The sequence below is a fragment of the Klebsiella sp. Lac1 genome (assembly GCF_009825425.1).
In the GTDB taxonomy this organism is placed as follows: Bacteria; Pseudomonadota; Gammaproteobacteria; order Enterobacterales; family Enterobacteriaceae; genus Klebsiella; species Klebsiella electrica.
In genome coordinates this window covers 843568-858071 of the sequence record NZ_VJZJ01000001.1, presented here as the reverse complement: position 1 = coordinate 858071, position 14504 = coordinate 843568, and the positions used below count along the sequence as shown (strand labels likewise).

Below are 14504 nucleotides of genomic sequence, written 5' to 3'. Positions count from 1 at the left end.
TGTGAATTATCAGGATGGGATCCGCATTCTCAGACTAGTGACCAATAAAGTCAATGGTCACAAATCAGGGGGCGAGGCTTCTTAAAATCAGTGAGGAAAGCAGTACCGCTGCTTTGGGAGCCGCTTCGAGATTGAACTGCAGCTGCACGGGGTTAACGAAAGGACACATCACCAGATATACCGCATTGGTGGCCTCATCCAGCGGCGTTTTCCTTTCAAACTCCCCGTTCTTCCTGCCTTCAGCCAGAATGCTCTCAATCAGTTTCAGCAGATGCGCTGCATACTTTTCCGTTGAAGGCCACTTTTCCCGCGCGGCTACGGCGGCTATGTCGTAAAGCTTGCGATCGTGGAAAAACAGTTCACTCCCCGCCTCGGTGAGTGCCCCGAAGAGACGACGGAGTTTCTCGCTGGCTGACGGCGCATCGGCGATTGCGGAATCGACCACCTCCATGATCAACGACAGGCGGTTAGCACAGATCACCTCGCCGATAGCCTGTTTGGAATCAAAAAATTTATAGATATAGGACTTTGAAAAACCTATAGATTTAGCAAGTTCTGCCACGGTGGTTTTTTCATAGCCGTAATGGCCGAAATGCGCAAAAGCAGCTTCGACAATTTGCTCTCGCACGCTGTGATCAAGTGGACCACGTGATGGTGGGACGTTCATATTCTTAGTCATGTTTTCAGCTTAGCGTGATAACCATTGATTGACAACGCGTAACCATTTTAGAAATTAGTCACAACCTCAGCTTGTTTCAAGGTCGCGCAATGTTCTCCTCGTAGGTGACTGCTGGTACGCAGAGCCGCGGTTTCTCGTGGGATAAGCGGTTGGATCGGCTACGGATGCTCCAGTATCGAAATTGTACCAGACAAACCGCCCTGCCAGTAAAAGCGCCGAATCCCTGTCTCAAAGCTTATCTCAATGGCAGAAGTGAATGCCACCGCTGGAATGGCCTCTGCCGCGCGGGAGAAGAGTGTCCTGTCGCGACAACCTCAGCGACTAGCAGGCTTATCAGGCAAACGGTGGCATGATGCAAAGCGGGAAGTGGGCTAAAGATCCCCGGCACCTTACACGACATCAAGGCAAAGGCGATATCAGACTTTGAAGGGAGCAGCAAAGATAAGCAGTTATTTAGTGGACACAAGACCGAACTGCAGGTGGCAACATATGACAGGAAGGTGAAAATTTCTCCGACTCTCAACGTTCCACCGCTGCAGAAAGACGAGTGATCAGGAGTGCCAAAGCGGGAAATATACCAAGCGAATATACCAACACTATACCAGGAGCCCAAAGCAAAAAGGGGCTACCTTTCGGTAACCCCTTTTTTTATTTGGCGGAAGCGTAGAGATTCGAACTCTAGAACCCTTTCGGGTCGCCGGTTTTCAAGACCGGTGCCTTCAACCGCTCGGCCACGCTTCCGGTATGGGGCGCACTATAAACACCTCTGTTCAGGCTGTAAAGCACGAATTTGTTCAACCGCCTTAAAAATAAACAAAACCGTGTTATTCGTCTGAAATTCAGTCAGTTCGCGCAAAAAATCAACGTCAATCGGGCTGGCTGTGGTTAATGTTTTTTGATGTACATATCTTTAGTGAAATAGTACCCCAGCTTATCAGGCGTAAATCCCCCCACCCACGGCTTCACCAGGTGCGTGCGGACATAGTGATAAACCGGAACCGCCGGCACCTCTTTCGCCAAAAGATCCTCCGCCTGCTGGTAGTACTTGCCTCGTGCCACCACATCCGACGCTTTGGCGGCATTCTGTAAGGCTTCGTCATAGGCAGGATTACTGTACTGGCTGGTATTCTCACTATCGCCGGTGCGGAAGTTATTCAGGAAAGTAGCGGCATCGTCATAGTCGGCAATCCACGCATAGCGCACCGCGTCAAAATTGTGCGTGTGCATGGTGTCGAGCATCGTCTTCCATTCCTGGTTTTGCAGCTTCGCCTCCACACCAAGGTTTTTCTTCCACATCGAACTGGCGGCAATCGCCACGCGCTGGTGTGATTCCGACGTGTTGTACAGCAGATTAAACACCAGCGGGTGACTATCCGAGTACCCCGCTTCGCTCAGCAGTTTTTTGGCTTCGGCAATGCGTTTCGCGCGCGGCCAGCTGGCATAATCCGGATTTTGCAGTTTTACGCCACCGATATCAGGCTGGCTAATCAGCCAGGCCGGGCGTTGTCCCTGCCCCAGTACTTTTTCCGCAATGATGTCTTTATCCAGCGCCATGTTCAGCGCCAGCCGGACACGCGGATCGTTAAATGGCGGCCGGGTGGTGTTGAATTCGTAATAATAGGTCGCCAGCTGCGGCGACACGTTCAGCTGATCGCCCATGGTCTTTTTAAGCTGCGCGAACTGGTTAATCGGCAGCGTATAAACAATGTCGATTTCACCCGCTTTATAACGGTTAACGTCCGCCGCTTCAGAATGAATCGGCAGCCAGGTCACTTTATTGATGACCGTATGCTCATTGTCCCAATAACGCGGGTTACGTTCGGCCACGATGCGCTCGTTCACGACCCACGCGGACAGCTTATACGGACCGCTGGTCACGATATGCTCCGGTTTGGTCCACTGTTCGCCAAAGCGGTTTACCAGCACTTTATCAATCGGAACCAGCGAAGGGTGCGCCAGCATCGCTAAAAACGCCGCGTTCGGCTGCGTTAATCTAACTTCGAGCGTCGCATCATCAACCGCCTTCACGCCCAGCGTCTCCGGCGCTTTTTTCCCCTCGGCAATCTCCTGCGCGTTGACAATATGCATATTGCCCGGGTAGCTGGAATAAGGTGATGCCGTCAGAGGAGAGACCAGACGCTGCCAGCTCCAGACAATATCCTGCGCGGTAATGGCGGTCCCGTCAGACCAGGTCATGCCCGGACGTAAATGGAAGGTCCAGACGGTGTTCTCTTTATTTTCCCACTTTTCCGCCAGCCGCGGCTGTATTTCACCTGCCGGTGAGACGCTGACCAGCCCCTCGAAAAGATCGCTGATAATATTAAACTCAACGTCACTCTCGACCTTATGCGGATCCAGAGATGCCGGCTCGCTGCCGTTATTTCTCACCAGCTCCTGCTTCTCTGCCAGCACCGTCCCCGGGGGAACCTGAGCGGCAAATACCGTGGCCGTCGTGCAGAGTAAACCGAGAGCCAGCAAAGCCTGCGTGATGTGATTGTATTTTTGTGATTTCATATCCCTTGCCTTTATTATGCTTCGTTTGTACCCTCTCCACACTTAGCCACAGAACAGCAATACCGCAATATTTTTCAGTAACCTATCAGATTCCGATCGGGTTCCTGAAACCAAACACACAAACACACCACCTTTTCATCATTTATTAGCATAATATGCTGCATGATTGCCTCGGGGGTCTAAGTAAAGATGGGTAAAAGCACTATGGCTTCCGTCGTGGTTTTTTTATGCTTCATTATTAATTACATCTGTCATAAGAGAGTGACTCATGGATCGTATTATTACGTCGTCGCGTGACCGTTCATCGCTGCTCAGTACGCATAAAGTTCTGCGGAACACCTATTTCCTCCTCAGTCTGACGCTGGCATTTTCCGCCATTACGGCAACGGCCAGCACGGTGCTGATGCTGCCTTCTCCAGGGCTGATTCTGACGCTGGTGGGGATGTATGGTCTGATGTTCCTGACCTATAAACTGGCCAATAAGCCGACGGGTATTCTGGCGGCCTTCGCTTTCACCGGCTTCCTGGGTTATATCCTTGGGCCAATGCTCAACGCCTATCTGTCTGCGGGCATGGGTGACCTGATTGGTCTGGCGCTGGGCGGTACCGCACTGGTCTTCTTCTGCTGCTCGGCCTATGTGCTGACCACTCGTAAAGACATGTCCTTCCTCGGCGGTATGCTGATGGCAGGCGTAGTGGTGGTGCTGATCGGTATGGTGGCTAACATCTTCCTGCAGCTGCCGGCTCTGCACCTGGCCATCAGCGCGGTGTTTATCCTGATTTCTTCAGGCGCAATCCTGTTTGAAACCAGCAATATCATCCGCGGCGGTGAGACCAACTATATCCGCGCTACCGTCAGCCTGTACGTGTCGCTGTACAACATCTTCGTCAGCCTGCTGAGCATCCTTGGCTTCGCAAGCCGGGACTAACCTCTGCCGACGCTGTGCTCAGGCCCCGCTTATGCGGGGCCTTATTTTTTGCTACACTGCGGCCAGTCTGGACGGTATGTGAAGAATTATGTTTATCTTTGAAGGCAACGAAATTGAGACCGATAGCGACGGCTATCTGAAAGAGACGACACAGTGGAACGAAGCCATGGCGGAAGTTATCGCCGCGCAGGAAGGCATTACCCTTGCCGTTGAACACTGGGAAGTGGTGCGCTTTGTACGCGAATTTTATCTGGAGTTCAACACCTCGCCCGCCATTCGCATGTTAGTCAAGGCGATGGCGAATAAGTTTGGCGAAGAGAAAGGCAACAGCCGCTATCTCTACCGCCTGTTCCCGAAAGGGCCAGCCAAACAGGCGACAAAAATTGCCGGCCTGCCTAAACCGGTGAAGTGTATCTAATAGAGAATGGCAAATTTTTGCCATTCTCTGGTGGGTTGATGAGGCTCGGTATTCACCCGGTCAACCCGCGCGCTGCGCGGCCCGCCGGCTTTCAGCCAGGCGATAAGTGCCGCCACCTGCTCGTCTTCCCCGCAGGCCAGCACCTCCACGCTGCCATCATCAAGATTACGGGCATAGCCCGCCAGCCCCAGGCGTAGCGCCTCCCGCTGCGTCGAGTAGCGAAACCCCACGCCCTGAACCGATCCATACACCCATGCCATTGTGCAGATTGTCGCCATCGTTACGCCCCTTTTTTGCCCTGCCCTGATGCAGAGAATAGCAAATTCTCGTCAGCGTACATGCTTCGGCAACAGGCCATAGTGCTGACGAAAACGCGCGGTAAAGCGTGACCCTGACTGATAGCCGCTGTTGAGCGCTATCTCGCCGATGGGCAGCGACGTTGACTGCAGCTGGCCTAAGGCGTACGCCATGCGCACCTCCTCAACAATCAGGCGAAAGCTTTGCGATTCCTGCTGTAAACGGCGGCGCAGCGTCGATTCTCCCACAAACAACATCTTTGCCACCCGAGGAACGCTCCACGCTTCCGCCGGCGACAGCATGATAATTTGCCGAACCTGAGCGGTCAGATCCTGCTGTCTTTCGTTCAGCAGCGGCCCGGCATATCCCGCCTGCTGCAACGCCAGCAGCAGCCCCATCGTCTGGTGATGCTGCAGCTCCGTCGAGAGTCCCCCTCGCACCGCTTGCAACACGTTCTGCCACATAAACGACAGTTCAGGGGTCATCGGCGCGCATAATGACGTCAGCCGGCCGGGAGGCGGTTCGCTCATATAGCGCGCTTTAAAATCCGCGAGCAGGTCTGCGGTCAATGACAGCAGGTCGGAACAAAATAACCCATTGTCCGGCTGATTAATGACCTCAAGCTCAACGTCGGCGGGCAAAATAATCAGCTGCTGCGGGGTGGCCTGCATTTGACTGGTCCCCTGCACGATGATTTTACTTCCGCGATTGACCCGGCACAGCGCCGGCGAAAAAAGCCTGACGCGATGCAGTTTGTATAATCGCCGGGAGGTGATTTCCGCCGCCGATAACGCATTATGCTGAAAGTGAATATTGCGCATTTGAGCTCTCTGTCCGTCGTTTAGCGTCCTGACATGGCCGTCAGCTGCGCGCTGGCGATAGCGTGGCTGCGCAGCATAAAGCCCACCAACGCGCCGCTGGCCTGGGCATCAATCGGTAACGACGGCGTATTCAGCGCCCATACCGTAAAGTGATAATGATGGGGCTTATCGCCCGGCGGAGGGCAGGCTCCGCCAAACCCCGCATAACCGAAATCATTTCGCCCCTGCACGGCGCCTGCAGGCAGTTTAGCGTTATTTTTATCTCCGGCACCAGTCGCCAGGCTGGAAACCGTCGACGGTATATTCACAACCGTCCAGTGCCACCACCCGCTACCGCTAGGGGCATCCGGGTCGTAGGCGGTCACCGCAAAACTGCGGGTGCCCGTCGGCGCATGTTCCCAGGTCAACTGGGGCGAGACATTCCCCCCGTTGCACCCAAAACCGTTAAACTGTTGCGATACCGCCAGGCTCTCGCCTTCGCGCATATCGCTGCTGGTGACGCGAAATGGCGCTGCTGCCGCGCTGGTACTGATAACCGCCATCAAAATGGCTGCTAACCCGGTTCCTGTTTTCATCGTATTTTCCTCCGTTGGGTGAGGAATCACTGTAAGATCGCGGGAAGGTTTTTATTGTGCCAAAGCGCCTGCGTTTTGTGCCGAAACGCTCATCTGACGGCGCAGGTGGAATGATGCTTGCGTCGGTCACTTGTGCTAACCTACGCGCCATTTTTCGGTGCCGATATTCCCGTTGCTTAAAGGTAGCTCCATGACAGATTCCATTTTCCCCCGCTTAGTGTTGACTAAAGGACGCGAGAAATCCCTGCTGCGTCGCCATCCGTGGATTTTCTCCGGCGCCGTCGCCCGGATGGAAGGTAAAGCTCGTTCCGGTGAAACCATCGATATCGTTGATTCACAGGGAAAATGGCTGGCCCGCGGCGCATATTCGCCCTCTTCGCAGATCCGCGCCCGCGTCTGGAGCTTCGATCGCAATGAAGCTATCGATAACGCCTTTTTCGAGCGTCGTCTGCAGCAGGCGCAGAGCTGGCGCGAATGGCTGGCAGCCCGCGATGGCCTTGACAGCTATCGGTTGATCGCCGGCGAATCCGACGGTCTGCCGGGCGTGACCATCGATCGCTTTGGTCACTTTTTCGTGCTGCAGCTGCTGAGCGCCGGTGCTGAATACCAGCGTGCCGCCATCGTCAGCGCGTTGCAAACGCTGTTCCCGAACTGCTCTATCTACGATCGCAGCGACGTCGCGGTGCGTAAAAAAGAGGGGCTGGAGCTGGCGCAGGGTCTGGTTGTCGGCGAACTGCCGCCTGCCCTGCTGCCGATTACCGAGCACGGTATGCAGCTGCTGGTCGACATTCAGGGCGGCCACAAAACCGGTTACTATCTCGACCAGCGCGATAGCCGTCTGGCAACCCGCCGCTATGTCGCCGACAAGCGCGTTCTGAACTGTTTCTCCTACACCGGCGGTTTCGCGGTTTCCGCCCTGATGGGCGGCTGCCGTCAGGTTATCAGCGTCGATACCTCCCAGGAGGCGCTGGACGTTGCAAAACAAAACGTTGAGCTGAATAAGCTGGATCTTTCCAGAGCGGAATTTGTTCGTGACGACGTCTTTAAACTGCTGCGTAAATATCGCGATCAGGGGGAGAAATTTGACGTTATCGTCATGGATCCGCCGAAGTTCGTTGAGAACAAAAACCAGCTGATGGGCGCCTGCCGTGGCTATAAAGATATCAATATGTTGGCGATTCAGCTGTTAAATCCCGGCGGGATCCTGCTGACCTTCTCCTGCTCAGGTTTGATGGCGACCGATTTATTTCAGAAAATCATTGCCGATGCCGCAATTGATGCCGGACGTGATGTACAATTTATAGAACAGTTCCGTCAGGCTGCCGATCACCCGGTGATTGCAACCTACCCGGAAGGGCTGTATCTGAAAGGGTTTGCCTGTCGCATCATGTAACTTGAAAAGCGGAACATTGCCCGCATATAGCAGGTAATAACGTTTCCCAGGAGGTGCCTATGATTGCCAGCAAATTCGGTATCGGCCAGCAGGTTCGCCATACGCTATTGGGCTACCTCGGCGTGGTTGTTGATATCGATGCCGTCTACTCGCTCGCCGAGCCGGAAGAGGATGAAATTGCGGCCAATGACGAACTGCGCGCAGCGCCCTGGTATCATGTGGTCATGGAAGATGATGACGGTCAGCCGATCCACACCTATCTTGCGGAAGCGCAGCTGAGCAGTGAAGCCAGCGATGAACATCCGGAACAGCCGTCGATGGACGAGCTGGCCAGAACGATTCGCCGACAGTTGCAGGCCCCGCGGCTACGTAACTGATGTCAAGAAACCCCGCGCTATCGCGGGGTTTATTATTTACTTCGCCAGCCCTAAGCGCGGTATTTCAATCGCCGGGCAGCGATCCATCACCACATTCAGCCCAGCCTCGCGCGCCAGGACCGCCGCCTGTTCGTTAATCACTCCCAGCTGCAACCACAGCGTTTTCGCCCCAATGGCGATGGCTTCCTGAGCAACGGCCAGCGCCGCATCGGAGTTGCGGAAGACATCGACCATATCCACTTTTTCCGGCACATCGCCAAGGGTCGCGTAGCCTTTCTGCCCCATCAGCGTGGTGCCCGCGACTTTCGGCGACACAGGGATAACGTGATACCCCTGTTCAAGAAGGTATTTCATCACCCGATAACTCGGGCGATCCGGTTTGTCGCTCGCCCCGACCAGCGCAATCGTCTGGCTTGAGGTGAGAATGCCTGCGATATCGTTCTCTTTCATTTTATCCTCCACTCTTTAGCCCAAGTGTATGTTAATCAGAACGAACGAGCCATTCATCCTGACTTACGGATGCGTCAAAAATTTTCACCCGGATGCTTGCAGCAGCAGTCACTTCCAGTAATCTGTCTGCAGGTCAAAATGTGGAATGAAAATATGGAACTGACGACACGTACGTTACCCGCACGCAAACATATTGCGCTGGTTGCTCACGATCACTGTAAAGATATGCTGATGAAATGGGTTGCGCGCCACCAGCCGCTGCTGGCCCAGCATGAACTCTATGCAACCGGCACTACCGGTAACCTTATCTCCCGCGCAACCGGGCTGGAGGTTAACGCGATGCTGAGCGGACCGATGGGTGGCGATCAGCAGGTCGGCGCGCTAATCGCGGAAGGTAAAATCGATGTGCTGATTTTCTTCTGGGATCCGCTCAACGCCGTACCGCATGACCCGGACGTCAAGGCGCTGCTGCGCCTGGCGACGGTGTGGAACATCCCTGTCGCCACCAATGCCTCAACGGCCGACTTTATCATTCTGTCGCCGACCTTCGGCGAACCTCTCGATATTCTGATCCCGGATTATCAACGTTACCTCGCCGACCGTCTGAAGTAATTCCGGCCGGCGGCCCACCCGCCGGCACTTACGGTTTTCTCGCCACCGGCACAGCCAATTCTTCTAACATGCCGACAAACGGCGAAGGCCGCGCTTTGTTGAACAATAACCAGACGCGAAGCCGCGCGCGCGTGATAGCGACATAGAGCAACCGCCGCTCTTCCGCATCCGGAAAATCCTCCGGCTGCGGCAGCAGCGCCTGCTCCATAATGGATTCACGCGCCGGGGCCGGAAACGCATCATCGCCATCCTGCAGCCCCAGCACAATAACATAATCCGCCTGCTGGCCCTTACTGGCATGAATGGTCATAAAATCGAGCTGCAGATGCGGCCAGCGCGTCGCCGCTTTTTCCAGCGCCTCGGGTTTCAAATGATGATAGCGCGCCAGCAATAAAATCCGCTGCTCCGGTTTCGCATAGCCGCTGAGCTTATCGAGGAGATCGTCGAGCTTATCGTCCGCCAGCAGCGTCACGGCTTTCTTGTCTCCGGCCGTCAGGCTGTTCAATGGTTTGCTCAGCTGATGCGGATTTTGTTGTATAAAGCCGTTCGCTACTTCACCAATACGCCCGTTAAACCGGTAGGTGGTATCCAGCGCGCAGCAATCGCCTTCGCCAAAATAGTGATTAAATGCGGTGGTCAAAGAGAGCTGTGCCCCGCTAAAGCGATAGATAGCCTGCCAGTCATCACCAACGGCGAATAACGTCGTCTGCGTGTTCTGTCGCCGCAGCGCAGCCAGCAAGGCGGCGCGCTGCGGCGAGATATCCTGAAACTCGTCGACCAGAATATGTTTCCACGGGCTGACGAAGCGCCCTTTGTCCAGAATATTAATCGCCTGGTGTATCAGCCCGGAAAAATCGACCGCGCCCTCGTCTTTCAGCGCCGTTTTCCATGCCTTCAACAGCGGCGCCATCAGCTTAACGCGCTTGCCGAACAGGTCGCGCACCTCTTCCGGCGCGCCGGCGATCATCTCCGCCTGCGATCCGCCGTGCATTCGCATCAGGCTCACCCAGCGATCGAGGCGACTGGCCATTCGCCGCTGAATTTTTTTATCCTGCCAGAATTCGCCATCCGGCACCTGCCAGTCCATCTCTTCTTCCAGCCATTGCCGCCATCCCTTAGCCTGCGCTTTTTTCTCCTGACACTGCTGGCGCCAGTTTTGCAGCAGCAGCGTCTGACGAGCCGCGCTGTCGCTCTCCAGCTCGCTGATGGTCGGCACTTTTTTGCTGCCTTGCTGAATAATATGTAATGCCAGAGAGTGAAAGGTACGCGCCGCTATCTCTTCTGAGCCCAGCCGCTCACGAATACGTTCATCCATTTCCTGCGCCGCCTGGCGGCCAAATGCCAGCAGCAGAATCTGATCGGCGGCGGCTTCTCCCCGCGTTAATAACCATCCGGCTCGCGCCACCAGCACGGAGGTTTTGCCGCTTCCGGCACCGGCCAGCACCAGCAAAGCGCGCTCGCCGTTGACCACCGCCCGCGCCTGCGCGGGATTCAGTGGCGAGGTTTCGACGCTGGCAAAAAATCCGCGATACTGCTCGAGCATCGATGCCGTAAAAGCCTGATTATGTACCTGCCGGGCCTCTTCCGTATTGGCCAGCCAGCCCTGGCACTGCCGCCACAGCTCACGGCAGTTGTCGAAAGCGTCAAGGCGGCTGGTCGGCATCGGCAGGCCGGTCAAGGCGCGGCGAATCTTCACCTGAATGTCAGTCACCTGCTGCCGGGTCAGCCACTTACCCTCCGCACTGGCGCGGGCGACCTCCTCCAGCTGCTGGCGGAGAACACCGGCGGCAATGTCGCTCATTTCCACGCTCCACTGCTGCCAGAGGGTATTCAGATGATGATAAAAACGCTGCGTTTCATTCCACTCGGTACCGTGTAAACGCACAACTTTGCTGTCCGGTAAAACGAACTCCAGCTCACCCCAGACCAGGCCGCGCTTACATTGAACTGACAATAACTGATTGAAAGGGATAAGATACTCATGGTTATCACCCGAAACTTTTACTCCCGCGTTAAGCAATTGCACCCGGTCGTAGGGGTGCTGTGCCATACGTTTGCCCAATGTTGTCGCTTTAAGTTCCATATCATGCCGAATTTCAATCAGGTTGGATGTTTTTAAGTTTAACCGCCAGCGACCAGGTGCTCCAGCGTAAAAAACGTTACAATGGTCAGGTCTTATTATCTCCAGGACTGAACTGAGGGTTTATGCGTACCATTCTGAATATTTTGAACTTTATCCTTGGCGGTTTCGCCACCACGCTGGGATGGCTGCTGGCAACGCTGGTCAGCATCATCCTGATCTTCACCCTGCCATTAACCCGCTCATGCTGGGAAATTACCCGTCTCTCCTTGCTGCCTTACGGTAATGAAGCTATTCATGTCGATGAACTTGAACCGCAAGGCAAAAATAGCCTGCTGAATGCCGGCGGCACGATTCTGAATATTTTGTGGTTTCTCTTTTTCGGCTGGTGGCTGTGCCTGATGCATATTTTCAGCGGTATCGCCCAATGCCTGACTATCATCGGCATCCCGGTCGGTATTGCCAATTTTAAAATTGCCGCTATTGCATTATGGCCGGTGGGACGTAGAGTGGTTTCTGTCGAAACGGCTCGTGCAGCGCGTGAAGCGAATGCGCGTCGTCGCTTTCAGTAACCGGACGGAACACGACCATGCTTAGCCCCTTGCTACGCCGTTATACATGGAACAGCGCCTGGCTGTACAACGCCAGGATTTTTATCGCACTCTGCGGCACAACCGCCGTTCCATGGTGGCTTGGCGAAATCAAACTGACCATTCCCCTGACGCTGGGCGTGGTGGCCGCAGCATTGACCGACCTCGACGATCGTCTGGCCGGCCGGTTGCGCAACCTGGCCATCACGCTAGTGTGTTTCTTTATTGCTTCCGCCTCGGTGGAGCTGCTGTTCCCCTGGCCCTGGCTGTTTGCGCTGGGGTTAACCGTATCGACCACCGGATTTATTTTGCTCGGCGGTCTGGGACAGCGTTACGCCACTATCGCATTTGGCGCCTTGTTGATCGCCATTTATACCATGCTGGGCGTAACGCTCTACGATCGCTGGTATCTGCAGCCGTTTTTTCTGCTGACCGGTGCGGTCTGGTACAACCTGCTGACGCTCTGCGGACACCTGATTTTCCCGATCCGTCCTCTGCAGGATAATCTTGCGCGCAGCTATGAGCAGCTGGCGCATTACCTGGAACTTAAATCCCGCCTGTTCGACCCGGATATTGAGGATGAGAGCCAGGCACCGCTCTATGATTTAGCCATTGCCAATGGTCAACTGGTGACGACGCTCAATCAGACCAAGGTCTCTCTGCTGACGCGTCTGCGCGGCGACCGCGGCCAGCGCGGCACCCGCCGCACGTTGCAATACTATTTTGTGGCTCAGGATATTCACGAACGCGCCAGCTCATCGCACATTCAGTACCAAACGCTGCGCGATCATTTCCGCTATAGCGATGTGATGTTCCGCTTCCAGCGCATGCTGTCGATGCAGGCGCAGGCATGCCAGAAACTATCGCGCGCAATTCTTTTACGCGAACCTTACCAGCACGATGCCCATTTCGAGCGGGCATTTATGCACCTTGACGCCGCCCTCGATCGCGTACGCGCCAGCGGCGCGCCGGCAGAACAGATGAAAGCGCTGGGCTTTCTGCTGAATAATCTCCGCGCGATTGACGCGCAGCTGGCGACAATTGAGTCGGCGCAAACCAGCGCCCCGGTGAACAGCGCGACCGAAAACCTGCTCGCGGACGATGGTCTGAACAATTTCAGCGATATTTGGCTGCGGCTGCGCCGCAATATGTCGCCAGAATCGGCGCTGTTCCGCCATGCGGTAAGAATGTCGTTGGTGCTCTGTACCGGCTATGCGTTTATCCAGCTTACCGGGTTAAACCACGGCTACTGGATACTGCTGACCAGCCTGTTTGTCTGCCAACCAAACTATAACGCCACCCGCCATCGGCTCGCGCTGAGGATTATCGGTACCCTGATCGGGGTGGCCATCGGCCTGCCGCTATTACTGCTTGTGCCATCGGTTGAAGGCCAACTCTTGCTCATTGTCCTGACCGGCGTGCTGTTCTTCGCTTTTCGCAACGTCCAGTATGCCCACGCGACCATGTTCATCACCCTGCTGGTTCTGCTGTGCTTTAACCTGCTAGGCGAAGGTTTCGAGGTCGCGCTACCGCGTATTTTCGATACCCTGATTGGCTGTGCTATCGCCTGGGCGGCCGTGAGTTTTATCTGGCCAGACTGGAAGTTCCGCAACCTGCCACGAGTTCTGGATCAGGCTATCAACGCCAACTGTCGCTACCTTGATGCCATTCTCGAACAGTATCACCAGGGGCGCGATAACCGCCTGGCCTATCGCGTTGCCCGTCGCGATGCCCATAGTCGGGATGGTGAACTGGCTTCTGTGGTGTCGAACCTGTCGACGGAACCGCGGGCAAACGCAGCCATGCGCGAAACGGCATTCCGTTTACTGTGCCTGAACCATACCTTTACCAGCTATATTTCCGCGCTCGGCGCGCACCGGGAAAAACTCACGACTGCGGAAATTCTGGCCCTGCTTGATGATGCCGTCTGCTACGTTGATGATGCGCTGCACCACACGCCCGCCGACGAACAGCGGGTGCAGCAGGCGCTTAATAGTTTGCAGACCCGGATCCAACACCTTGAGCCCCGGGCAGACAGCAAAGAACCGCTGGTGCTTCAGCAAATTGGTCTGCTGCTGGCGCTGTTGCCGGAAATCTGCAGATTGCAAAAGCAGGTTGCGGTTCAACCCGAGTAAGCATCGATTTTTTTGTGCTGGGTGCCGGCCCATACCTTAAGCTCCTGACGCCGCTGCGTCGGGAGCGCTGCGGAATGCACTCCGGCAATCGCCCCTTCCAGCGCATAGAGAACATTCAACGTGAGCGCTTTGTTCGACTCCCGCAATTTCAGCCAGACTTTCTCCGCACCAAACTGACGCAGCATTTTTTCATCGCTCACCCCCGCGTTAATTAGCAGCAGTTCCATATGAAAACTGATATTCGGGAGATCTTTTAATCTTCCGGAAGCGCGTTGTCGTCGCTTTTCATTACGTGCGCTTTGTAATGAGGACGCCGATAGATTGAAAAGCGTTTTGCTATCACGCCAGAGAGTCTCGTCAACCTGATAATATTTCAGCAAGACCGGGCGACCATTTTTCCGCATCGTCAAAAGAGGGGTGGCATGCACCACACGATATTCCGCGCTCTGCTCACAAATTTTAAGATAGATTTCGCCCTCGGCGACCATAGCAAAAACGGTATCGTCGATGGCAAGGCTATAGCCGCCAAAGAGCGGGCGACAGCTTATTTTACCGAGTGGAGATAAACATTCCTGGAATTGATGGAACCGTAAAGATGAAATTTTCTTCATGATTATTCCTTTGTTAATCATGTA

15 protein-coding genes, 1 tRNA gene and 1 pseudogene are annotated in these 14504 nt (G+C 55.0%); 8 read left to right on the top strand and 9 right to left on the bottom strand.

Annotated features, from left to right (window positions below):
• Positions 1–64: 64 nt before the first annotated feature.
• Positions 65–679: a TetR/AcrR family transcriptional regulator gene (locus FNY10_RS04075; protein ID WP_141964978.1), complete on the bottom strand. Its 615-nt coding sequence runs from the start codon at positions 677–679 to the stop codon at positions 65–67.
• A 386-nt stretch (positions 680–1065) separates the two neighbouring features.
• On the opposite strand from FNY10_RS04075, the pseudogene FNY10_RS04070 reads away from it, so the two are divergent.
• Positions 1066–1230: pseudogene (locus FNY10_RS04070) on the top strand (integrase); the annotation flags it as partial.
• A gap of 102 nt (positions 1231–1332) precedes the next feature.
• Here FNY10_RS04070 and FNY10_RS04065 read toward each other — a convergent pair.
• Positions 1333–1420, bottom strand: a tRNA-Ser gene (locus tag FNY10_RS04065).
• A gap of 144 nt (positions 1421–1564) precedes the next feature.
• Positions 1565–3193 (bottom strand): ABC transporter substrate-binding protein, encoded by a 1629-nt coding sequence (locus tag FNY10_RS04060; RefSeq protein ID WP_160703941.1) that lies wholly within the window; start codon positions 3191–3193, stop codon positions 1565–1567.
• Between the two features lie 268 nt (positions 3194–3461).
• Between FNY10_RS04060 and yccA the strand changes: the two genes are divergently transcribed.
• Positions 3462–4121, top strand: a complete 660-nt coding sequence (yccA, locus tag FNY10_RS04055) for an FtsH protease modulator YccA (RefSeq protein ID WP_004860189.1) — start codon at positions 3462–3464, stop codon at positions 4119–4121.
• A gap of 88 nt (positions 4122–4209) precedes the next feature.
• Complete coding sequence (tusE, locus tag FNY10_RS04050) at positions 4210–4539, top strand: sulfurtransferase TusE (RefSeq protein ID WP_100685629.1); 330 nt, start codon at positions 4210–4212, stop codon at positions 4537–4539.
• On the opposite strand, the gene yccX is transcribed toward tusE, so the two are convergent.
• From yccX to FNY10_RS04035, 3 genes are read right to left on the bottom strand one after another with little or no spacing between them, the layout of a single operon-like run.
• Complete coding sequence (gene yccX, locus FNY10_RS04045) at positions 4536–4817, bottom strand: acylphosphatase (protein ID WP_100685628.1); 282 nt, start codon at positions 4815–4817, stop codon at positions 4536–4538. The genes tusE and yccX overlap by 4 nt on opposite strands.
• Positions 4818–4868: 51 nt before the next feature.
• Positions 4869–5657, bottom strand: coding sequence for an AraC family transcriptional regulator (locus tag FNY10_RS04040; protein WP_131048354.1), 789 nt, complete (start codon positions 5655–5657; stop codon positions 4869–4871).
• A 20-nt stretch (positions 5658–5677) separates the two neighbouring features.
• On the bottom strand, positions 5678–6232 hold the full coding sequence (locus tag FNY10_RS04035; protein ID WP_160703943.1) for a kinase inhibitor: 555 nt from the start codon (positions 6230–6232) through the stop codon (positions 5678–5680).
• Positions 6233–6422: 190 nt separating this feature from the next.
• Between FNY10_RS04035 and rlmI the strand changes: the two genes are divergently transcribed.
• Together rlmI and hspQ are read left to right on the top strand one after the other, a co-directional pair.
• Positions 6423–7625: a 23S rRNA (cytosine(1962)-C(5))-methyltransferase RlmI gene (gene rlmI / locus FNY10_RS04030; protein ID WP_100685625.1), complete on the top strand. Its 1203-nt coding sequence runs from the start codon at positions 6423–6425 to the stop codon at positions 7623–7625.
• A 59-nt stretch (positions 7626–7684) separates the two neighbouring features.
• On the top strand, positions 7685–8002 hold the full coding sequence (gene hspQ, locus FNY10_RS04025; RefSeq protein WP_160703945.1) for a heat shock protein HspQ: 318 nt from the start codon (positions 7685–7687) through the stop codon (positions 8000–8002).
• 36 nt (positions 8003–8038) lie between these two features.
• Here hspQ and FNY10_RS04020 read toward each other — a convergent pair whose 3' ends face one another.
• On the bottom strand, positions 8039–8452 hold the full coding sequence (locus FNY10_RS04020; protein WP_131048350.1) for a CoA-binding protein: 414 nt from the start codon (positions 8450–8452) through the stop codon (positions 8039–8041).
• A gap of 153 nt (positions 8453–8605) precedes the next feature.
• Between FNY10_RS04020 and mgsA the strand changes: the two genes are divergently transcribed.
• Positions 8606–9064 (top strand): methylglyoxal synthase, encoded by a 459-nt coding sequence (mgsA, locus tag FNY10_RS04015; protein ID WP_100685641.1) that lies wholly within the window; start codon positions 8606–8608, stop codon positions 9062–9064.
• Between the two features lie 28 nt (positions 9065–9092).
• Here the strand turns inward: mgsA and helD are convergent, their stop codons facing one another.
• A complete protein-coding gene (gene helD, locus FNY10_RS04010; protein WP_131048349.1) occupies positions 9093–11147 on the bottom strand; it encodes a DNA helicase IV in 2055 nt (684 codons plus the stop codon).
• Positions 11148–11269: 122 nt separating this feature from the next.
• Between helD and FNY10_RS04005 the strand changes: the two genes are divergently transcribed.
• Positions 11270–11716 carry a YccF domain-containing protein gene (locus tag FNY10_RS04005; protein ID WP_100685622.1) on the top strand — a complete coding sequence of 149 codons (447 nt, stop codon included), beginning with the start codon at positions 11270–11272 and terminating at the stop codon, positions 11714–11716.
• A gap of 17 nt (positions 11717–11733) precedes the next feature.
• Complete coding sequence (gene yccS / locus FNY10_RS04000) at positions 11734–13869, top strand: YccS family putative transporter (protein WP_100685621.1); 2136 nt, start codon at positions 11734–11736, stop codon at positions 13867–13869.
• Here the strand turns inward: yccS and FNY10_RS03995 are convergent.
• Complete coding sequence (locus FNY10_RS03995; RefSeq protein ID WP_100685620.1) at positions 13857–14480, bottom strand: TfoX/Sxy family DNA transformation protein; 624 nt, start codon at positions 14478–14480, stop codon at positions 13857–13859. The two genes, yccS and FNY10_RS03995, sit on opposite strands and share 13 nt — an antisense overlap.
• Positions 14481–14504: the final 24 nt, after the last annotated feature.

What these genes read in the sequence shown, in the direction of transcription:
- mgsA (WP_100685641.1), top strand. Translation starts at nt 8,606, where the DNA reads ATGGAACTGACGACACGTACGTTACCCGCACGCAAACATATTGCGCTG.
- FNY10_RS04075 (WP_141964978.1), bottom strand. Translation starts at nt 679, where the DNA reads ATGACTAAGAATATGAACGTCCCACCATCACGTGGTCCACTTGATCAC.
- rlmI (WP_100685625.1), top strand. Translation starts at nt 6,423, where the DNA reads ATGACAGATTCCATTTTCCCCCGCTTAGTGTTGACTAAAGGACGCGAG.
- yccX (WP_100685628.1), bottom strand. Translation starts at nt 4,817, where the DNA reads ATGGCGACAATCTGCACAATGGCATGGGTGTATGGATCGGTTCAGGGC.
- yccS (WP_100685621.1), top strand. Translation starts at nt 11,734, where the DNA reads ATGCTTAGCCCCTTGCTACGCCGTTATACATGGAACAGCGCCTGGCTG.
- FNY10_RS04040 (WP_131048354.1), bottom strand. Translation starts at nt 5,657, where the DNA reads ATGCGCAATATTCACTTTCAGCATAATGCGTTATCGGCGGCGGAAATC.
- helD (WP_131048349.1), bottom strand. Translation starts at nt 11,147, where the DNA reads ATGGAACTTAAAGCGACAACATTGGGCAAACGTATGGCACAGCACCCC.
- FNY10_RS04060 (WP_160703941.1), bottom strand. Translation starts at nt 3,193, where the DNA reads ATGAAATCACAAAAATACAATCACATCACGCAGGCTTTGCTGGCTCTC.
- FNY10_RS03995 (WP_100685620.1), bottom strand. Translation starts at nt 14,480, where the DNA reads ATGAAGAAAATTTCATCTTTACGGTTCCATCAATTCCAGGAATGTTTA.
- yccA (WP_004860189.1), top strand. Translation starts at nt 3,462, where the DNA reads ATGGATCGTATTATTACGTCGTCGCGTGACCGTTCATCGCTGCTCAGT.
- tusE (WP_100685629.1), top strand. Translation starts at nt 4,210, where the DNA reads ATGTTTATCTTTGAAGGCAACGAAATTGAGACCGATAGCGACGGCTAT.
- FNY10_RS04020 (WP_131048350.1), bottom strand. Translation starts at nt 8,452, where the DNA reads ATGAAAGAGAACGATATCGCAGGCATTCTCACCTCAAGCCAGACGATT.
- hspQ (WP_160703945.1), top strand. Translation starts at nt 7,685, where the DNA reads ATGATTGCCAGCAAATTCGGTATCGGCCAGCAGGTTCGCCATACGCTA.
- FNY10_RS04005 (WP_100685622.1), top strand. Translation starts at nt 11,270, where the DNA reads ATGCGTACCATTCTGAATATTTTGAACTTTATCCTTGGCGGTTTCGCC.
- FNY10_RS04035 (WP_160703943.1), bottom strand. Translation starts at nt 6,232, where the DNA reads ATGAAAACAGGAACCGGGTTAGCAGCCATTTTGATGGCGGTTATCAGT.